Genomic DNA, 19801 nt, shown 5'->3' with positions numbered 1-19801 from the left:
ATTGCCGGACCCGTCAACTGCGGCGATCCGGCGTTGGTGCTAAAACTATAGGCAGGATATGGGCATGACGAGTGCCGTTGAGCAGCTTCTCGAGGTCAAAACGAGGATTGCGGCCGCCGAGCGGGAGGCCAAGCGAGGCCCCGACGCCGTTACGCTGGTCGCGGTGTCGAAAACCTTTTCGGCCGGCGAGATCCAGCCGGTTCTGGAGGCCGGCCAGCGCATTTTCGGCGAGAACCGCGTCCAGGAAGCTCAAGGCAAATGGCCGGCGCTGAGGGAGGCGTTTCCCGATCTCGAGCTCCACCTGATCGGCTCGCTGCAGTCCAACAAGACCAAGGAAGCGGTGGCGCTTTTCGACGTCATCGAGACGGTCGACCGCGAGAAGATCGCCGCTGAACTTGCGAAGGAGATGGCCAAGCAAGGCCGCTCGCTGAAGCTCTATGTCGAGGTCAACACCGGCTCCGAGCCGCAGAAGGCCGGCATCGAGCCGCGCGAGGCCGTCGCCTTCGTCAAGCGCTGCCGCGAGGTGCATGGCCTCGCCATCGAAGGGCTGATGTGCATTCCCCCGGCCGACGAGAACCCCGGCCCGCATTTCGCGCTGTTGGAAAAGATCGCCCGCGAAGCCGGCGTCGAAAAACTCTCGATGGGCATGTCCGGCGACTATGAGACGGCGATCGCCTTCGGCGCGACCAGCGTCAGGGTGGGAACGGCGATCTTCGGCGGCCGCGCCTACCAATCACAAAAGTGAATGGCGCTTTTACGCTCGGAATTGCGTGGAAAAACAATCGGTTAAAAACAGGCGCGTCACACCACCGCATTGTAGCTCCAGGTCGGCTCGCTACCTGCGAGTGGAGGAACGAGCGAGCGGCTCCTTTGAACACAAAGGAGGTCCTATGACACGCACACGCCACGACCGAGAAATCACAAACGACCGGAAAGTGTCCCGCGGGCTGCACCGATGGGTCTACTACGCCATGGCGGGGCTTGCGGCCTGCTATGCGCTATCGGCCTGGATCGGCTTCGCCGGCGGCTATGACGAATATCTGCTTTTCGTCGTGACGGGGTTCATCGTGATGTCGGTRGCGCTGCCGGCTATCGCGGGCCGCGTGTGGCGTCATCACCGGATCAGCCGTCCCGGCGCGGCCAAGGATTTCCCCGACTGGATTGCCGGCGAATTCGACACCGGCGAACGTCCGGTGAAAGCCAGCACCGCGACGATCGAAATTCTCCTGCCTCTCGCCGCCGTCGCGTTCGGCATGACGGCGTTCGCGATCCTCGCCCTCGTGGAAAGCTGAGCGATCCGGCCCTTCGTCACGATCTCGTTACCGGCCCGGCCAGTAGGACGATATCGCTGCGCCAGCGCTTGAAACGAAACGGCCCGTTCCTATTTCCACCGTGTCACTGAAACGTGTCACCAATCCTTCTTCAATTCCTTCTCTCGGGAAATCCACCATGCGCTACAACCAGCTTGGCAACACCGGCATGTTCGTCTCCGAACTCTGCCTCGGCACCATGACCTTCGGCACAGCCGGCGAGAACGCCCAATGGGGTCTCATCGCCAGCCTCGACCAGAARGGCGTCAACGATATCGTCGGCCGCTCGATCRCTGCCGGCGTCAATTTCTTCGACACCGCCGACGTCTACTCCTTCGGCGCGTCGGAGCGGCTGCTCGGCCAGTCGCTCAAGGACCTGGGCGTCAAACGCTCGGACGTCATCATCGCCACCAAGGTGCACGGCGTCATGGGCGAAGGCCCCAACCAACGCGGCTCGTCGCGTGGCCACATCATGGATTCGATCGACGGCAGCCTCGAGCGGCTGCAAACCGATCATATCGATCTTTACCAGTTGCACGGCACCGACTCCGTGACGCCGATCGACGAGACGCTGAGGGCGCTCGACGACCTCGTCTCCAGCGGCAAGGTTCGTTATGTCGGCGTCTCCAACTGGCAGGCCTGGCGCATCGCGAAGGCGCTCGGCATTGCCGAGCGCAAGGATTACGCCCGCTTCGAGACGGTTCAGTCCTACTACTCGATTGCCGGCCGCGATCTCGAGCGCGAGATCGTGCCGCTGCTCAACGAGGAAAAGCTCGGCCTGATGGTCTGGTCGCCTATGGCGGGCGGGCTGCTCTCGGGCAAATACGGCCCGGGCGCGCCGGGCAATGGCGAAGGCCGCCGCGCCAATTTCAACTTCCCGCCGGTCAACGAGGACCGCGCCTGGGGAGCGGTCGCCGTGATGCGCGAGATCGCCAAAAAGCATGATGTCAGCGTCGCCACCGTGGCGCTGGGCTATGTACTGGCCAAACCCTTCGTGATGAGCGTCCTCATCGGCGCCAGCCGCATGGACCAGCTCGAACAGAATCTCGCCGCCACGGCGTTGAAGCTGGACGCCGAAGACCTCGCGCGGCTGGACGAAGTGAGCGCGCTGCCTTCCGAATATCCCGGCTGGATGCTGGAGCGGCAAGGCGCCGGCCGGCGTCCGGCGCCTTTCGTGCCGAAGGCGTAGTCAATACAGGCCAATCTTTCGCCGCGCGTCCTTCGGGCGCGCGGCTTTTTTCGAAAGTCTGCCGCGGTTTTGCGTCCGAAACTGAGTAAAGGGAATGGTCAAAGGCGCACGGTCTCGGCGAGAAAATCGAGAAAGGCCCTCACCCTGGCCGGCAGATGCTTGCCCTGGCCGACATAGACGGCGTGCGTCGGCTCCTCGTCGCCGGGATTGAACTCTTCCAGCAGCGGCACCAGCCGCCCGGCAACAATGTCGGGCTCGACATGCCAGCGCGCCAGGCGTGCGATTCCGGCTCCCGAAAGCGCCGTCAGCCGCATCGCTTCGCCGTCGCTCACCGTCGCGTTTCCGGCAACGGGAACGACGATCGGTGCGCCTGCGGCAGTGGCGAACGGCCAGCCGTCGATATGCCGCGCGAAGCCGAAGGCGAGCAGATTGTGGCGGCTGAGGTCGGCGGGCGTGCGTGGCGTGCCGCGCGCTTCGAGATAGGAGGGCGCCGCGACCACGGCCATCCGGGTCTCRCCGAGCTTGCGCGCCACCAGACGTGATTCGCGAAGCGGGCCGGCGCGGATGGCGACGTCGGCGCGCTCTTCCATGAGATCGATGACGCTGTCGGTCAGAACCGCCTCGACCGAGATTTCCGGATAGCGCTCGAGGAAGCGCGGCAGAAGCGGGATCAGCCGGTGCTGGCCGAACGGCACGTAGCTGTTGACCCTCAGCCGCCCGCGCGGCGCGGCACCGGCCGCCGCTTCGCGCTCGGCGGCATCGAGATCCGCAAGGATGCGCACGCCATTATCATGGAAAGCCGCTCCTTCCGGGGTCAGCTGCAGCCGGCGCGTCGAGCGGCTGATGAGCCTTGCGCCAAGCCGCGCCTCCAGCCGCGCGATCAGCTTGCTCACCGCCGACGGCGTCATGCGCAGCCGCCGCGCCGCGGCCGAAAAACTGCCGGCCTCGACAACGCGGACGAACACTTCGATCTCGCCGGAGCGGTTGATTTCGGGCCTCGCCATTCGTGAATCCATTTCACAGAAAATGTGCCTTGCGCAAGGCTGGTTCACAGCTTGGCGGATCACGATGTTCCGGTCCGGGGGCGCGGGAACGGCGTCTTACTGCTGATCAGAACGGACCACCGCCAATGCCACTCGCTCTCTACGCTCTCACCGCCGGCGCTTTCGGCATCGGTGTCACCGAATTCGTCATCATGGGCCTGCTGCTCGATGTCAGCGCCGATCTCGGCGTCTCGATCTCGGCCGCGGGCCTGCTCATTTCCGGCTATGCGCTTGGCGTCGTCGTCGGCGCGCCACTGCTTGGCGCGCTCGCCGGCCGCCTGGCGAAGAAGACGCTTCTGCTTGCGCTGATGGTGGTCTTCACCGTCGGCAACCTCGCCTGTGCGCTGGCCCCCGACTACTGGACACTGATGGCGGCGCGCGTGCTGACCGCCTTCGCCCACGCCTCTTTCTTCGGCGTCGGCTCCGTCGTCGCCACCAGCCTCGTCGCGCCCAACCGGAAGGCCTCGGCGATCGCGTTGATGTTCACCGGGCTCACCGTCGCCAACATCCTCGGCGTGCCGTTCGGCACCTGGCTCGGCCAGGCCTATGGTTGGCGCTCGACCTTCCTGGCCGTCACGCTGGTCGGCCTCGTCGCCTTTGCCGTCATCGCGCTGCTGGTGCCGCGCGACGAGCCGGTTGCCGCGAACGACGAGAGTTCCGAAGCCGAGCTTGCCGTGCTGGCCCGCCGGCCGGTGCTGCTCGGCCTGTTGACCACGGTGCTGAGCTGGGTCGGCGTCTTTGCCGCCTTCACCTATCTGGCCCCGCTCCTCACCCGGATCAGCGGCTTCTCCGAAGCCGCAGTATCGCCGATCCTGCTCGTCTTCGGCGGCGGGCTTGTCGCGGGCAACCTGCTCGGCGGACGCCTCGCCGACCGGCATCCGGTGCCGACGGTCATCGGCACGCTGGTCGCGCTTTCAGCTGTGCTGCTCGTCATGACCGCCGCCATGCATCAACCGATCGCGGCAATCGTCGCCGTCGGCCTGTTGGGCGCGGCCGCTTTCGCGACCGTCGCGCCGCTGCAGATATGGGTGCTGGAGAAGGCCAAGGGCGCCGGCCAGGGCCTCGCCTCGTCCTTCAACATCGCCGCCTTCAACCTTGGCAACGCTATTGGCGCCTGGCTCGGCGGCTTCGTCATCGACCGCGGTCCCGGCCTCGGCGCCGTCACCTTCGTCGCGGGCCTCGTGCCGCTCGCAGTACTCGCTGTGGTGCTTCTAGCGCTGCGCCTTGAGCGCGGCCGCCCGATCGCCACGCCGGCCACCACGGCCCAGTGCTGATCAATCTCATCCGTCTCGACACCCTCTCGACATCCCAAGGAGGACAATCATGGAACATCGACGTCTTGGCGCTTCCGGCCTGAAAGTGCCGGCGCTTTCCTTCGGCGCCGGAACCTTCGGTGGTTCCGGGCCGCTGTTCGGTGCCTGGGGCAACAGCGGCGCAAGGGAGGCGCGCCGGCTGGTCGACATCTGCCTGGAGGCCGGCGTCAATCTTTTCGACACGGCCGACGTCTATTCGAACGGCGCGTCGGAGCAGGTGTTGGGCGAGGCGATCAAGGGCCGCCGCGACGCCGTACTGATCTCGACCAAGACCGCGCTGCCGATGGGCGACGGACCGGCCGATTACGGCTCGTCGCGCTCGCGCCTGATCCGGTCCGTGGACGAGGCGCTGAAGCGTCTCGGCACCGATTACATCGACCTCTTGCAGCTCCACGCCTTCGACGCGGCGACACCGATCGAGGAGGTGCTGTCGACGCTGGACGACCTCGTGCGCTCGGGCAAGCTGCGCTATGTCGGCGTTTCCAACTTCTCCGGCTGGCAGGTGATGAAGTCGCTTGGCCTGGCGGAAAAGCACGGCTATCCGCGCTACGTCGCGCATCAGGTCTATTATTCGCTGGTCGGGCGCGACTATGAATGGGAGTTGATGCCGCTCGGCCTTGACCAGGGCGTCGGCGCGCTGGTGTGGAGCCCGCTCGGCTGGGGCCGATTGACCGGCAAGATCCGCCGCGGCCAGCCGCTGCCTGAAAAGAGCCGGCTGCACGACACAGCGAGCTTCGGCCCGCCGGTCGAGGACGAGCACCTCTACCGGGTTGTCGATGCGCTCGAAGCCGTCGCCGCCGAAACCGGCAAGACCGTGCCGCAAGTCGCCATCAACTGGCTGCTGCAGCGGCCGACCGTGTCGTCAGTCATCATCGGCGCGCGCAACGAAGAACAACTGGGCCAGAACCTCGGCGCCGTCGGTTGGAGATTGACGCCCGGGCAGATGAAGGCGCTCGACGAAGCAAGCGCGGTGACCGMGCCCTATCCCTACTTCCCTTATCGCCGCCAGGAAGGATTCGCCCGGCTGAACCCGCCGGCGGTCTGAAATTGAGGATCCACTGATCGGCGGTGTGCCGCCGGTCAGTGGAGCAGAAATTCGCCGTCCACCTTCCGCCACTCGTTCGGCGCGATCAGCTTCTGGTGCGTGTAGGTGACCGAATGCAGCGGGCCGTCGAGCTTGGACTTCCAGAATTCGATGAAGCGGATCAGCACCGGAAATTTCGGCGCGATATCGTAGTCCTGCCAGATGTAGCTCTGCAGCAGATGCGGGTGATCGGGAAGGTGATAGAGAATCTTGGCCGTGGTCAGCCCATAGCCCCTGAGCATCAGCTCCATTTCGGAATTGTCGAGCATAGCGTTCCCTTTGGGGTCGAACTCGTTTCCTCCCAACGTCCGATTCTGCGCTTAGTTGCTTAACTGTCTATTGATTTTTGCTGATCCTCACAGGCATTTCCTTCGCCAAAACAGTTGGTTAGCAGCGACAGGCGGCGAGTGCTGACAGCATTTTGCGATTGCCCTGCGGCATCCCACCACGCGAATCCAACGTCTAATGTTGCCGTCCGCGCGGAACTGTTAATAATGCCCGCGAATTCGCGGCCCGATTGCCGCGAAGCCGCCGGCAATCCAATCCGGCGAACGGGTTCGGGAGGAAAGCAAGGAATGTCCGATGTTCATGTCCACCGCGTCCAGCCGGCGTGGAAGAAGAACGCGCTGATCGACAACGACGCCTATCTCAAATGGTATGCCGACAGCGTAAAAAATCCGGACAAGTTCTGGGCCAAGCATGGCAAGCGCATCGACTGGTTCAAGCCCTTCACCAAGGTCAAGAACACCTCCTTCGACGGCAAGGTTTCGATCAAGTGGTTCGAGGACGGCCAGACCAACGTTTCCTACAATTGCATCGACCGGCATTTGAAGAAGCGTGGCGACCAGACCGCCATCATCTGGGAGGGCGACAACCCCTATGACGACCGGAAGATCACCTATAACGAGCTTTATGCGCATGTCTGCCGCTTCGCCAATGTGCTGAAGAAGYACGGCGTCAAGAAGGGCGACCGCGTCACCATCTACATGCCGATGATCCCGGAAACGGCCTACGCCATGCTCGCCTGCACGCRCATCGGCGCCATCCACTCGGTCGTCTTCGGCGGCTTTTCGCCCGACGCCCTGGCCGGGCGCATAGACGACTGCAAGTCGACCATCGTGATCACCGCCGACGAGGGCCTGCGCGGCGGCAAGCCGATCCCGCTGAAGGACAACACTGACAAGGCGATCGACATCGCTGCCAGGGCCGGTACCAAGGTCGAGAAGGTGATCGTCGTGCGCCGCACCGGCGGCAAGACCGGCTGGCTGCCGGGGCGCGACGTCTGGTACCACGAGGAGGCGGCGACCGTTAAGGCCGAGTGCAAGCCCGAGAAGATGAAGGCGGAGGATCCGCTCTTCATCCTCTACACCTCGGGCTCGACCGGCAAGCCGAAGGGCGTGCTGCACACCACCGCCGGCTATCTCGTCTATGTCTCGATGACGCACCAATTCGTCTTCGATTACCATGACGGCGACATCTACTGGTGCACCGCCGATGTCGGCTGGGTCACGGGCCACAGCTATATTGTCTACGGGCCGCTCGCCAACGGCGCCACCACGCTGATGTTCGAGRGCGTGYCGAACTACCCGTCGCAGTCGCGCTTCTGGGAAGTCATCGACAAGTACAAGGTCAACATCTTCTACACCGCACCGACGGCGCTGCGCGCGCTGATGGGCGCCGGGGACAGCCATGTGAAGAAGACCTCGCGCAAGTCGCTGCGCGTGCTGGGCACCGTCGGCGAGCCGATCAATCCGGAAGCCTGGGAGTGGTATTTCAACGTCGTCGGCAACGCCAAGGTGCCGATCGTCGACACCTGGTGGCAGACCGAGACCGGCGGCATCCTGATCACGCCGCTGCCCGGCGCCACCGACCTCAAGGCGGGTTCCGCGACGCGGCCCTTCTTCGGCGTCAGRMCRCAACTGGTCGACGGCGAGGGCAAGGTCCTGGAAGGTGCGRCCGACGGCAATCTTTGCATCGCCGATTCCTGGCCCGGCCAGATGCGCACTGTCTATGGCGACCACGACCGTTTCGTGCAGACCTATTTCTCGACCTACAAGGGCAAGTACTTCACCGGCGACGGCTGYCGCCGCGACGAGGACGGCTATTACTGGATCACCGGCCGCGTCGACGACGTCATCAACGTGTCCGGCCACCGGATGGGCACGGCGGAAGTGGAATCGGCGCTGGTCAGYCACGACAAGGTTTCGGAGGCCGCCGTCGTCGGCTATCCGCACGACATCAAGGGGCAAGGCATCTACTGCTACGTCACGCTGATGGCCGGCACCCCATCGAGCGAGGACCTCCGCAAGGAGCTCGTCGCCCATGTCCGCAAGGAGATCGGCGCTATCGCCACGCCGGACAAGATCCAGTTCGCGCCGGGCCTGCCGAAGACCCGTTCGGGCAAGATCATGCGGCGAATCCTGCGCAAGATCGCCGAGGACGATTACGGCTCGCTCGGCGACACTTCGACGCTTGCCGATCCGGCCGTCGTCGACGACCTCGTCGCAAACCGGCAGAACAAAAAGGGCTGATGAGCGAGGCACTCGGCACCGTCGGCCAGCTCTGGCGCTATCCGGCGAGCTCGCTCGCCGGCGAGCGTCTCGAGGCCGTTTCCGTCGGACCGGCAACAGTTGACGGTGACCGCCTGTTCGGATTGGTCGATGCTTCGGACGGCGAGATCGCCCGCCCCGACCGCGACCCGAAATGGCACAAGGTGCCGCTGATCCGCGCCCGATTGACCGAAGATCGCCGGCTCGAAGTTGCCGTGCCGGGCGGCGCCTGGCTGCCGGCGCCCGACCCGCAGAGCGACGCCGCAGTATCCGCTTTCCTCGGCTTTGAGACTTCGATCCGACCTTACTCTCGCGAGAACGCGGCGGGCTATAAGGGGCCGCTGACCGTCGAGCGTTACGCAAGGACGCCAATCCATCTGCTCACCACCGCCTCTCTGGCGCGGCTGAAGGCGCTGCATCCGGAAGGCACGCCCGATCCGCGCCGTTTCCGCCCCAACATCGTCGTCGATATGGAGCCGGTCGAAGGTTCCTTCCCGGAGACGGAATGGATCGGCCGCAAGCTCGCGGTCGGCGATCTGCTGCTGACGATCGCGGAGCCTTGCCGCCGCTGYGGCTTCACGATTATCGCCCAGGACGGCTTCGACAACGATCCCGGCATCCTGCGCAACCTCGTGCGCCACAATGCGCACAATCTCGGCGTCTACTGCACCGTCGACCGGCCGGCGCGCGTGGAGATCGGCGCGCCGATGCGCTTCGTCTGAGCTGTCAGCCCCGCAGATTCGCCATCTCTACCGATAAAGATCAGCCCGCGTCGGCGGCAGACCGCTTGGCCCCCGCGCGCGCTTGGTGGCCACTGTCTGAAAGATCTGCGCCGAGGCGCGCTCGAAGGCGATCGAGCAGCCGGTGAGATAGAGCAGCCAAAGCCGCGCCTTCGCCTCGCCCACCTCGGCGATCGCCTCCTCGAAGCGTGCATGCAGACGCTCCGCCCACAGGCGGCAGGTGYGCTGATAGTGCTCGCGAAGGTTCTCGACATCATGGACGAGAAAGCCATGCGCCTCGAGATTGCCGAGCGTCATACCGATCGTGTCGAGCTCGCCGCCGGGAAAGATGTATTTGATCAGCGCCTTGTATTCCGGCCCCTTGCGCAGTGTCTTGCGGATGTCGCCCTTGCTGCGTCTGGTGATGGCGTGGTGCAGATAGATGCCGCCCGGCTTGAGCAGACGATGGACGGCCGAGAAGTAGGCGTCGTGATTGGCAAGGCCCAGATGCTCGAACATGCCGATAGACGATATCTTGTCGAAAGCGCCGGAGAGCTCGGCATAGGATTTCAGCTCGATGGTGATCCGGTCCTCGAGACCCTCGGCCCGGATACGCTCGCGGGCAAGGTCCGTCTGGGCTTGCGACAGCGAGACGCCGTGGCCGACGACGCCGTAATTCTTCGCCGCATGGATGAGCATCGCGCCCCAGCCGCAGCCGATATCGAGCAGCTTTTCGCCGGGCTTCAGCCTGAGCTTGCGGCAGATATGGTCGAGCTTGTCGAATTGCGCCTGATCGATCCCGTTGGCGAAATCCTTGAAGTAGCCGCAGCTATAGACCATGCGCTCGTCGAGGAAGAGGCGATAGAAGKCATTCGAGATGTCGTAGTGATGCTGGATCGCTTCCTTGTTCGACCCGCTGACATAAGGATTGCGCCCGGAAAGGTCGCTGCGCGCCGTCATCTGCTTGCGCGAAAGGAGCACCRCCGGCAGATCGCGCATGATCGCCAGCTTGGGCAATGATCTGAGCTTCGTCTTGAGCTTGCCCTGGGAGGGCACGCCATAGAAATCGAACAGCGACCCCTCTTCGATGTCGACGGTCTTGGAAATCCACATCTCGACCAGCGTCGAGAATGTCGGCCGGCGAACCAGCTGCCAGACGATATCCTGATCGTTGATGGCGAGCACGGGACCGTCGGGAGGACCGATCCGCTCGCCCGTCCACAGCCTGACCRCGAAGCCCGGCTTCAGCGTCTCGACCACCGTTCGCACGATCCGCACGGCTCTGTCGGCGGCATTCATTCCCACCTCCCGATGTGTCGAGGACGCCTCTTGCCTGCAGGACACTGTTGTTCAATTGGCCCGCTGGGTGCAATCCCGATCTGTTGCGCCGAAACACCAGAGGCGGAATTTCCCACCCTGCGACTTGGCCATTCCGTAGCGGCACCTTGTCATTTGCTGCGATGCACCCCATTCTCTGGGGCGTGTTCAACCAATCGAAAGGAGGTGATCCGATGTCGAGTGATTTCGTTTTCCATAACGTGAGCTCAGCGGATTGCACTTTCGGGGAGCAGTCTTCCCGTTAGGCGCGAGAAGCGCGGCAGGTGATCCGATGGGGTCGCCGCCATGAGCCGCGTCATGGACGGAAACACGGAAGGCCGCCTGCTTCGTCGAGAAGAGGCGGCCTTTTTCTTTGTGCATGTCGCCCAAAAATGCGCAGCGGTTTTGGGCGAACGACATGCATCAAAACCAAAATTTACAGCGTATTGTCTGAATAAGTCTCAGCGCGGCGTTTGCGGCACTTGCCCTTCCCACGCGCCGCCGGCGAAGCTACGGTGGAAAGCGCGCTTCGCACCTCCCCGAAACGATCCCAAGGTAACAGATGTTCGCAGGCAGAAAGTTCGCCGCCTTCCTTTTCGACATGGACGGCACGGTGCTCAACTCGATCGCGGCAGCCGAGCGTGTGTGGACGCGGTGGGCAAATCGCCAGGGTCTCGACGTGACGAGCTTCCTTCCGACGATCCATGGCAAGCGGGCGATTGAAACGATCGCCGCGCTGAAGCTCCCGGGCATCGATCCAGCGGTCGAAGCCGATGCGCTGCTGAAGGCCGAGGCGGCGGACCTCGACGGCATCGTGCCGCTCCCGGGCGCTGTGGCGTTTCTCAGGTCGCTGCCGCCGGAGCGCTGGGCGATCGTCACCTCGGCGCCGCGCGAGCTGGCGCTGCTGCGCTTGCAAGCGGCAGGCATTCCCCTTCCCGCGATGATGGTTTCGGCGGAGGACGTCACCCGCGGCAAGCCGGCGCCGGATTGCTTCCTTCTGGCGGCAAAGCGCCTGGGCGTCGAGGCGCGCGACTGCCTTGTCTTCGAGGATGCTCCGGCGGGTATCGCCGCGGCCGAAGCTGCCGGCGCCTCGGTGATGGTGATCAGCGCCACGCACGCCCATCCGATGCAGACGCCGCACGCCGCCATCGTTTCCTACGATGCGCTCGGTATCGCCACCGACGACGACGGCTGGATTGTCATGGAGCCGCAACGCGACGCGGCCTAGTTCTTGTTAGAAGTCGCTGGCGAGGCCCTTCACTTCCCAATCGCCATAGCGGCCGGGTTCCTTACCGCCGCGGCCGCCGATCTCCTTCGGCAGGCGGGCTTCCGCCTCGCGGTATGCCTTTCGCCTTGCCTCGGCCTCCGCCAGCGCGCGCTCGGCAGCCGGCGTCAATGCCTTTTGCGGCTTTTCGGCTTCGGCGGTTTCGGTTTTGCTGGGCTGTTYGGTCATGCGATATGCCTTGCCGATTAAAACGGGGGCCGATTGAAACAGGGGCCGGCCTTTCCCATCATATAGCCATGACGCCGAAGGGATCGACCCCAATTCGCCACCACGCAAGACGGAAGAGACGATGAACACGCTTYGCACCGCCATGCTCCTTGCCGCGATGACGGCRCTGTTCATGGGCGTCGGCTTTCTGATCGGCGGCACGGGCGGCATGATGATCGCGCTTTTGATCGCCGCCGGCATGAACCTGTTCGGCTATTGGAATGCCGACAAGATGGTGCTGTCGATGAACGGCGCCTTCGAAGTCGATGAGAGGAGCGATCCCAGATACTACAAGATTGTGCAGGGCCTCGCCCGGCGTGCCGACCTGCCTATGCCAAGAGTGTACAAGATCGACACGCCGCAGCCCAACGCCTTTGYCACCGGCCGCAATCCCGAAAATGCCGCCGTGGCGGCTTCGACGGGCCTGTTGCGGCAGCTTTCGGACGAGGAGGTCGCGGCCGTGATGGCGCACGAGCTTGCCCATGTGCAGCACCGCGACACGCTAACCATGACGATCGTCGCGACCCTTGCCGGCGCGATCTCGATGCTCGGTAATTTTGCCTTCTTCTTCGGCGGCAGCCGCGACAACAACAACCCGTTCGGCTTCGTCGGCGTCCTTGTCGCCATGCTCGTGGCGCCCTTTGCCGCCATGATCGTGYAGATGGCGGTAAGCCGCACCCGCGAATACGAAGCCGACCGGCGCGGCGCCGAAATCTGCGGCCATCCGCTGTGGCTGGCTTCGGCGCTCGACAAGATCGCGCGCGGCACCGAGCGCATCCCGAACCCGGACGCGGAGCGCAATCCGGCGATGGCGCATCTCTTCATCATCAACCCGCTCTCCGGCGAGCGCATGGACAATCTGTTCTCGACCCATCCGAGCACCGAGAACCGCATCGCCGCCTTGCAGCACATGGCCCGTCAGATGGGCGACGCATCGCAGGCCGTGCGGCGCGAAGCACCGGTGCCGGCCGAGGCGGAAGARCCGCCGGCGGGGCCGTGGGGCAAGGCTGYTGCGGAGCCTACGCAACCGGGGGAAACGGCTCGGCCGAGGCCAAATCCGTGGGGCCGCAACCCGACGGGGCCGCGCAGTAACGGGCGCAAGGGTCCGTGGTCGTGAGGCCGCCAAGGCGTGGCCCTTCAGGCAATGCGCGGAACAAGGCAGGTGACGAGGCCGTCGCCGGCCTTGCCGCGCGCAAGGCGGCCGCACGGCTGCTCGCCGCCGTCATCGATGCCCGCACGCCRCTCGACGGACTGACCGACAACGAGCACGGCCATCCGCAATACAAGGCGCTCGACGGTCGTGACCGCGCGCTGGTGCGCGCCATCCTGGTCACGGCATTGCGTCACCGCATGACGATTGCAGGGCTGCTGGCAAAACGGCTGGAAAAGCCGCTGCCGCCCAACGCCACCGCACTGTCGCACATCCTGCATGTGGCGGCGRCACAGATCCTGTTCCTCGATATCCCCGACAGCRCAGCCGTCGACCTTGCGGTAACCCATGCCAAGTTCGACCCGCGCACGCTGCGCTTCTCCGGCCTCGTCAACGGCGTGCTGCGCTCGCTCGCGCGCGCCAAGGAGGCCGAGCTGGCGCCGGCGCTTGCCGCGACCAGCGAGGCGCCGCAGTGGTTCGTCGACCGGCTGACCGCCGCCTACGGCGCCGACAAGGCACGCGCCATCCTAGCCGCCCATCGTCATGAGGCGCCGGTCGACTTCACCGTCAAATCTGACCCGGCACTCTGGGCGGAGAAGCTGGGGGGCATAGCGCTGCCCAGCGGCACGGTGCGCGTCGAGAAGTTGCAGGCCCCCGTCGTCGACCTGCCCGGCTTTGCCGACGGCGCCTGGTGGGTGCAGGATGCGGCCGCGAGCCTGCCTGYCCGACTGTTCGGCGACATCGAGGGGCTGCGCATCACCGATCTTTGCGCAGCTCCCGGCGGCAAGACGGCGCAGCTTATTCTCGCCGGCGCCAAGGTCAGCGCCATCGATACCTCGAAGAACCGGCTGGCAAGGCTGGCGCAGAATCTGGACCGTCTCGGCCTGTCGGCCGAGCTGGTTCAGACCGACCTGCTCGCCTACCGGCCGGCCGAGCTGTTCGACGCCGTGCTTCTTGACGCCCCCTGCTCATCGACCGGCACCGTGCGCCGGCATCCCGACGTGCCGTGGACAAAGACCATGGCCGACGTCGAGAAACTCGCGGCGCTCCAACGCAGGCTGCTTGCTCACGCTGTTACTCTCCTCAGACCCGGCGGCCGCATCGTCTTTTCCAACTGTTCGCTCGACCCCGTCGAGGGCGAGGAGCTTCATCGCRCTTTCCTTGCTGACACACCGGACGTGGCCGACGATCCGATCAAACCGGGCGAATTCGTTGGTCTTGATCCCTTCCTCACGGCCGAAGGCACGCTGCGCACCACGCCTGCCGATCTGGTGCTAGGCTCGCCAGGGATTTCGGGCCTGGACGGCTTCTTCGCGGCGCGGATGAGAAGGGTCGGCTAACATTATCCACAAGGCTTGCCGACTTTCTTGGGGACGGCCCCTGTGCCGACGCGTGAAGCACTTCACTTCGGCGAAATCCGCCTTCGCATAGTCGCTGAATCATATAAGCTTGTGCTTGGGGTAGCGGACGTTCAGGAGGGGTTTTGGCACTTGTTGCCGGCAACACGACGCGTCTTTGGACGCTCGTCGCGAGGGAGTTCTGGCGCAAGACGCGCCGGCGCCTGCGCGCCGGCCCCATCTATCGCTGGCGTTATTCCGGCCGCACGCCCGAACGCGTCCTCATCGCGCCTCCGGATCTCCGGCTAGCCGATCCGCAGATCGCGCTGGAGATCTATTATGGTCGCTATCCGCTGTCAGGTCACTTGGTCGAGACCGGCGGCAAATCGCCCTTTCAGATCGACGTGCCCAATCGCGGCTGGYAGAAGTCGCTGCACGGCTTCCGCTGGCTGCGCCACATGCGCGCCGCCGGCACGGAGCTGGCCGCCGCAAACGCGCGGGCGCTGGTCTCCGATTGGATCGCCATGCACGGCAGCCAGATATCCGGCGTCGCCTGGGAGCCCGGCACGACGGCCAAGCGGGTGATCGTCTGGCTGCAGCATTCCTCGGTTGTGTTGCAGGGCGCCGAATTCCCTTTTTACCGCGCCTTCCTCAGATCGCTCGCCATGCAGATTCGCTATCTGCGGTCGATGGCGCGCGAGATGCCGGACGGCAAGGACAGGCTGCGCGCCCGCATCGCGCTCGCCTTCGCCGCCCTGTCGCTGCCGGCCACGGCATCCGCGCTCCGCTCCGCGACGCGCAACCTTGCAGAAGAGCTCGACCACCAGATCCTGCCGGACGGCGGTCACATCTCGCGCAATCCGATGGCTGTGCTGGAATTGCTGGCCGATCTCCTGCCGCTGCGCCAGACCTATGCCAACCAGGCCGAGGCGCCGCCGCCGGCGCTGATCAACGCCATCGACCGCATGCTRCCGGCGCTGCGCTTCTTCCGCCATGGCGACGGTAGCCTTGCCCGCTTCAACGGCATGGGCGCCACGATCCACGACCGCATCGCCACCATCCTGCGCCATGACGACACGGTGGGCGCGCCGCTGCTGCATGCGCCGCATTCCGGTTATGAGCGCCTGTCGATGGGCGGCGTGACGGTGATCGCCGATACCGGCCCGCCGCCGCCTGTCGACGTCTCCAACGCCGCGCATGCCGGCTGCCTCGCCTTCGAGCTTTCCTCCGGCCGCCAGCACTTCATCGTCAATGCTGGCATCGATACCTATGGCGCCGCGGAATTCCGGCCGCTTGCGCGCGCCACCGCCGCGCATTCGACCGCCACTGTCAACGACACGTCCTCGGCGCGCTTCAGCCATTCGCTGCGGGTCAGCGACCTGCTCGGCTCGCCGCTGATCGGCGGCCCGCAGCACGTGCCCTGCAAGCGCATCGACCAGAAGGGCGTGCACGGCTTTGTCGCCCGCCACGACGGCTATCTGACGCGCTTCGGCTTCCTGCATGAGCGCGAGCTGAAGCTGACGACCAACGGCAATGTGCTCGCCGGCCGCGACCGATTACTGCGTCCCGGGGGTGCCGCGATCCGCAACAACGGCCGCGATTTCATCACCGTGCGCTTCCACATTCATCCCGACATCAGCCTGCTGCAGGACGAGCAGGAGCGCCTGATGCTCGCAGCCGCRCAAGGCGACACCTGGGTATTCACCTGCGTGGAAGTGGCTCCGGAGGTCGAGGAATCGATCTATTTCGCCGGGCTCGGCGRGCCGCGTCGCACACGGCAGATCGTGCTTGCCTTCAAGGCCTCGGAGATCGCCGAAGTGCATTGGCAGCTGACGCGCACCGACATCACCGGCTATCCCGACAATAACTGAGACGCCATCGACAACGCGAGCTGCGCGCTTGATTTCCGGGCCTCATATGCTAGGGCCCGCGAACGTTTCCCAACCAAGCCTCGAAAGGTCGTCAGCCCATGGCCATCCCAGCCAAGAACATTCCGGCACCCGACCTCGTTCCGGTTCGCCGCGCGCTGCTTTCCGTCTTCGACAAGACCGGCCTGGTCGACTTCGCCAAAGCGCTGGCCGTAGCCGGCGTCGAGTTGGTCTCCACCGGCGGCACCGCGAAGGAAATCGCCGGGGCCGGYCTTGGCGTCCGCGACGTTTCGGAGCTGACCGGCTTTCCCGAGATCATGGATGGCCGCGTCAAGACCTTGCAYCCGTCGGTGCATGGCGCCCTGCTCGGTATCCGCGACGACCCCGACCACGCGAAGGCCATGCGCGACCATCGTATCGAGCCGATCGACCTCGTCGTCTCCAACCTCTACCCGTTCGAGGAAGTCCGCCGCTCAGGCGCCGGCTACGCCTCGATCGTCGAGAATATCGACATCGGCGGGCCGGCAATGATCCGCGCCGCGGCCAAGAACCATGCCTATGTCGCCATCGTCACCGACCCGGACGACTATGCGGCGGTGCTCAACGCGCTGGAGATGAATCTGGGTTCCCTGTCGCTCGATTTCCGCAAGAAGCTGGCGGCCAAGGCCTTTGCCCGCACCGCGACCTATGATGCGGCGATCTCGGGCTGGTTCGCCGAGGCACTCGAGATCGAGCATCCGACCTGGCGCGCCTTCGGCGGCCGCCTCGACCAGGTCATGCGCTATGGCGAGAATCCTCATCAGGGCGCCGGCTTCTATCTTTYGGGCGACAAGCGGCCGGGCGTGGCGACGGCAAGGCAGCTGCAGGGCAAGCAGCTGTCCTACAACAACATCAACGACACCGACGCCGCCTTCGAGCTGGTCGGCGAATTCGATCCGGCGCATTCAGCGGCGATCGCCATCATCAAGCATGCCAATCCCTGCGGGGTCGCCGAGGGCGAAACGCTGAAGGCGGCCTACGTCAAGGCGCTGGCCTGCGACCCGGTCTCGGCCTTCGGCGGCATCGTCGCCATGAACCGCATCCTCGATGCCGAGGCGGCGGAAGAGATCGTCAAAACCTTTACCGAAGTGATCATTGCGCCCGACGCAACCGACGAGGCGGCGGCGATTGTCGCGGCGAAGAAGAACCTGCGCCTTCTGGTCACCGGCGGCCTGCCCGACCCGCGCGCCGCGGGCACGACGGTGAAATCGGTGGCCGGCGGCCTCCTGGTCCAGGGTCGCGACAATGCGGTGGTCGACGATCTCGAGCTGAAGGTGGTGACGAAGCGCGCGCCGACGCCGGCCGAGCTGGCCGACCTCAAATTCGCCTTCCGCGTCGCCAAGCACGTCAAGTCGAACGCCATCGTCTATGTGAAGGACGGTGCCACCGTCGGCATCGGTGCCGGCCAGATGAGCCGCGTCGATTCCTCGCGCATCGCCGCCCGCAAGGCGCTGGACGCGGCGGAGGCTGCCGGCCTGGCCGAACCGCTGACCAAGGGTTCGGTGGTCGCTTCCGACGCCTTCTTCCCCTTCGCTGACGGCTTGCTGTCAGCGATCGAAGCCGGCGCTAGCGCTGTGATCCAGCCCGGCGGCTCGATGCGCGACGACGACGTCATCGCCGCTGCCGACGAGCACCGCATCGCCATGGTGTTCACCGGGGTGAGGCATTTCAGGCACTAGCGCCTTACCCGCCCCTCGATGGGGAGGGTCGGTGCGCTCGCTTGCGAGCGCACCGAGGCGGGGTGATGGCGCTGCCCCCCACCCCGCTCCGCTTCGCGGATCGACCCTCCCCACAAGGGGGAGGGTAGATTCAGTCCATCGGCTTGTCCGCCGGATACGGCGTCCCGAGCAGGATCGCCATGCCGAGGCCGAGGAACAGTGCGATCACCGCCATGCCGAGACGTGCCGAGCCGCTGGCGAGCGTGATCGTCGAGACCAGGAACGGCGCCAGGAAGCTCGTCGCCCGCCCGGCCAGCGCATAGATGCCGAAATAGCGGCCTGATTCGGCCGCCGTGACGGAGCGCGCCATGTAGGAGCGCGACGAGGCCTGGACCGGTCCGAAAGCCAAACCGATCAGCAGGCCGTAGAGGATGTAGGCCTTTTCCGCCGCCGTCCCGAACAGGCCGCCGGAATCGGCGGTCGAAAGCGGGATCAGGCCGAGCAGCGTGAAGCCCGGCCCGGTCGAGACGATACCGAGCGTGGCGACGGACAGCATGACAAGGGCGATGATCACCACCGCCTTCGAGCCGAGTGCGGTGTCGAACCGCGCGGCGATCCAGCAGCCGAAAATGGCGRCGACATTGAGGATGATGCCGAACATGCCGATCTCGGTGATCGACCAATGGAACATGCCGGCGGCGAACGTGCCGCCCAGCGCCAGCACCGCATTGACGCCGTCCTGGTAGATCATGCGGGCAATCAGGAAACGGAAGATGCCGGCACGCTTGCGCACCTCAAAAAGCGTGGACTTCAGCTCCGACAGGCCCTCGCGCACCGCCGGCCCGATCGGAAGCCCTTTGATGGCGTCCGGCGTGAAGAAGAACATCGGCAGGATGAACAGGAAATACCAGCCGGCCGCCATCGGTCCGGTGGCGCGCGCGTCCTCGCCGATCTTCGGGTCGAGCCCGAGAAGCGGGTCGAGGCCGATGATCGTCTTGCCGGTTTCCGGCGAGCCGGCCAGGAACAGCACGACGAAGATCAGCGCCACCATGCCGCCGAGATAACCGAGCCCCCAGGCGACGTTGGAGATCTTGCCGATCTCTTCCTTCGGCACCAGGCGCGGCATCATGGAATCGTTGAAGACGGTCGAGAATTCCGCCGCGACCGAAGCCAGCGAGAACAAAAGCACCACCAGGAAGAGGTTCGATCCGGGGGCCGCCAGCCAAAGCAGGGTGAGGCTGGTGATCTTGATCGCCGCGAAGAAGGCGATCCACGGCTTGCGCGGCCCGGTCTGGTCGGCGATCGAGCCGAGCACGGGCGAAAGCACCGCGATGACGAGACCTGCAGCGGCGATGCCGTAGCCCCAGGCGGCCTGCCCGCTGGTCGGATCGCTCGCCATGCGCGAGACGAAATAGGGCCCGAAGATGAAAGTGGTGACGACCGTGAAGAAAGGCTGCGCCGCCCAGTCGAAGAACATCCAGCCCCAGATGCCGCGCCTCGACGCCCGCTGCACTGCTACTTCGGCCATGTCCCCTCCGGCATCGTTGGTCCTATTGCGGGCGCCATGTCTGCATGTTTCCCACCCGCATGCAAATGAACAAGCATGGCGCCATGTTCACTAGCTTGCCGGATCTCTTGAGGGGGCGGCGACAAAAGCGCCACCCCTACCTCCCCCTTGTGGGGAGGTCGGACCGAAGGTCCGGGTGGGGAGGGCGGCGCAGCCCCACCCCGCT

Annotated in this window: 17 protein-coding genes; 12 read left to right on the top strand and 5 right to left on the bottom strand. The window is 65.1% G+C overall.

Annotated elements, in window-relative coordinates; genetic code table 11:
* Window positions 1–64: 64 nt before the first annotated feature.
* The 3 genes from ORS3428_RS10255 (at window position 65) to ORS3428_RS10245 (ending at window position 2499) form a co-directional block, all read left to right on the top strand.
* Window positions 65–745, top strand: coding sequence for a YggS family pyridoxal phosphate-dependent enzyme (locus ORS3428_RS10255; protein WP_071097095.1), 681 nt, complete (start codon window positions 65–67; stop codon window positions 743–745).
* Between the two features lie 190 nt (window positions 746–935).
* Window positions 936–1292: a hypothetical protein gene (locus ORS3428_RS10250; protein WP_131802876.1), complete on the top strand. Its 357-nt coding sequence runs from the start codon at window positions 936–938 to the stop codon at window positions 1290–1292.
* Window positions 1293–1449: 157 nt separating this feature from the next.
* Window positions 1450–2499 carry an aldo/keto reductase gene (locus tag ORS3428_RS10245; RefSeq protein WP_071097065.1) on the top strand — a complete coding sequence of 350 codons (1050 nt, stop codon included), beginning with the start codon at window positions 1450–1452 and terminating at the stop codon, window positions 2497–2499.
* A 98-nt stretch (window positions 2500–2597) separates the two neighbouring features.
* Here the strand turns inward: ORS3428_RS10245 and ORS3428_RS10240 are convergent, their stop codons facing one another.
* The gene (locus ORS3428_RS10240) at window positions 2598–3503 is read right to left on the bottom strand and encodes a LysR family transcriptional regulator (protein ID WP_071097063.1); all 906 of its coding nucleotides are present in this window, start codon (window positions 3501–3503) and stop codon (window positions 2598–2600) included.
* 125 nt (window positions 3504–3628) lie between these two features.
* Here ORS3428_RS10240 and ORS3428_RS10235 point away from each other — a divergent pair, with 125 nt between their 5' ends.
* Window positions 3629–4816: an MFS transporter gene (locus ORS3428_RS10235; protein WP_071097061.1), complete on the top strand. Its 1188-nt coding sequence runs from the start codon at window positions 3629–3631 to the stop codon at window positions 4814–4816.
* Window positions 4817–4865: 49 nt separating this feature from the next.
* On the top strand, window positions 4866–5900 hold the full coding sequence (locus ORS3428_RS10230; protein WP_071097057.1) for an aldo/keto reductase: 1035 nt from the start codon (window positions 4866–4868) through the stop codon (window positions 5898–5900).
* Between the two features lie 35 nt (window positions 5901–5935).
* Here the strand turns inward: ORS3428_RS10230 and ORS3428_RS10225 are convergent, their stop codons facing one another.
* On the bottom strand, window positions 5936–6208 hold the full coding sequence (locus ORS3428_RS10225; RefSeq protein ID WP_071097055.1) for an usg protein: 273 nt from the start codon (window positions 6206–6208) through the stop codon (window positions 5936–5938).
* A 306-nt stretch (window positions 6209–6514) separates the two neighbouring features.
* Between ORS3428_RS10225 and acs the strand changes: the two genes are divergently transcribed.
* Together acs and ORS3428_RS10215 are read left to right on the top strand one after the other, a co-directional pair.
* Window positions 6515–8470 carry an acetate--CoA ligase gene (gene acs, locus ORS3428_RS10220; RefSeq protein WP_071097052.1) on the top strand — a complete coding sequence of 652 codons (1956 nt, stop codon included), beginning with the start codon at window positions 6515–6517 and terminating at the stop codon, window positions 8468–8470.
* Window positions 8470–9210, top strand: coding sequence for an MOSC domain-containing protein (locus tag ORS3428_RS10215; protein WP_071097050.1), 741 nt, complete (start codon window positions 8470–8472; stop codon window positions 9208–9210). Before acs ends, ORS3428_RS10215 begins: the two co-directional genes overlap by 1 nt.
* Before the next feature lie 27 nt (window positions 9211–9237).
* Here the strand turns inward: ORS3428_RS10215 and ORS3428_RS10210 are convergent, their stop codons facing one another.
* Window positions 9238–10506 (bottom strand): SAM-dependent methyltransferase, encoded by a 1269-nt coding sequence (locus ORS3428_RS10210; protein WP_071097047.1) that lies wholly within the window; start codon window positions 10504–10506, stop codon window positions 9238–9240.
* A 580-nt stretch (window positions 10507–11086) separates the two neighbouring features.
* Between ORS3428_RS10210 and ORS3428_RS10205 the strand changes: the two genes are divergently transcribed.
* Window positions 11087–11752: an HAD-IA family hydrolase gene (locus ORS3428_RS10205; protein ID WP_071097045.1), complete on the top strand. Its 666-nt coding sequence runs from the start codon at window positions 11087–11089 to the stop codon at window positions 11750–11752.
* A 6-nt stretch (window positions 11753–11758) separates the two neighbouring features.
* Here ORS3428_RS10205 and ORS3428_RS10200 read toward each other — a convergent pair whose 3' ends face one another.
* Window positions 11759–11977: a DUF1674 domain-containing protein gene (locus ORS3428_RS10200; RefSeq protein WP_071097043.1), complete on the bottom strand. Its 219-nt coding sequence runs from the start codon at window positions 11975–11977 to the stop codon at window positions 11759–11761.
* A gap of 121 nt (window positions 11978–12098) precedes the next feature.
* Here ORS3428_RS10200 and htpX point away from each other — a divergent pair, with 121 nt between their 5' ends.
* The 4 genes from htpX (at window position 12099) to purH (ending at window position 18089) form a co-directional block, all read left to right on the top strand.
* The gene (gene htpX, locus ORS3428_RS10195) at window positions 12099–13133 is read left to right on the top strand and encodes a zinc metalloprotease HtpX (RefSeq protein ID WP_071097041.1); all 1035 of its coding nucleotides are present in this window, start codon (window positions 12099–12101) and stop codon (window positions 13131–13133) included.
* Window positions 13124–14506, top strand: coding sequence for an RsmB/NOP family class I SAM-dependent RNA methyltransferase (locus ORS3428_RS10190; RefSeq protein WP_083355083.1), 1383 nt, complete (start codon window positions 13124–13126; stop codon window positions 14504–14506). Before htpX ends, ORS3428_RS10190 begins: the two co-directional genes overlap by 10 nt.
* Before the next feature lie 143 nt (window positions 14507–14649).
* Entirely contained in the window at window positions 14650–16374 is a 1725-nt protein-coding gene (locus ORS3428_RS10185; protein WP_071097039.1) for a heparinase II/III family protein, read from the top strand.
* A gap of 98 nt (window positions 16375–16472) precedes the next feature.
* Window positions 16473–18089: a bifunctional phosphoribosylaminoimidazolecarboxamide formyltransferase/IMP cyclohydrolase gene (purH, locus tag ORS3428_RS10180; protein ID WP_071097037.1), complete on the top strand. Its 1617-nt coding sequence runs from the start codon at window positions 16473–16475 to the stop codon at window positions 18087–18089.
* A gap of 130 nt (window positions 18090–18219) precedes the next feature.
* Here the strand turns inward: purH and ORS3428_RS10175 are convergent, their stop codons facing one another.
* Window positions 18220–19596: an MFS transporter gene (locus tag ORS3428_RS10175; RefSeq protein WP_071097035.1), complete on the bottom strand. Its 1377-nt coding sequence runs from the start codon at window positions 19594–19596 to the stop codon at window positions 18220–18222.
* Window positions 19597–19801: the final 205 nt, after the last annotated feature.

This window comes from Mesorhizobium sp. ORS 3428, assembly GCF_001854785.1.
Taxonomy (GTDB): Bacteria; Pseudomonadota; Alphaproteobacteria; order Rhizobiales; family Rhizobiaceae; genus Mesorhizobium.
The sequence above is the reverse complement of the archived record's forward strand: the minus strand, read 5'-3'. Positions and strand labels throughout refer to the sequence as shown.

Bases quoted from the DNA above. Each gene is read 5' to 3' on its own strand.
- ORS3428_RS10255 (WP_071097095.1), top strand. From the start codon at position 65: ATGACGAGTGCCGTTGAGCAGCTTCTCGAGGTCAAAACGAGGATTGCG.
- ORS3428_RS10235 (WP_071097061.1), top strand. From the start codon at position 3,629: ATGCCACTCGCTCTCTACGCTCTCACCGCCGGCGCTTTCGGCATCGGT.
- ORS3428_RS10225 (WP_071097055.1), bottom strand. From the start codon at position 6,208: ATGCTCGACAATTCCGAAATGGAGCTGATGCTCAGGGGCTATGGGCTG.
- ORS3428_RS10205 (WP_071097045.1), top strand. From the start codon at position 11,087: ATGTTCGCAGGCAGAAAGTTCGCCGCCTTCCTTTTCGACATGGACGGC.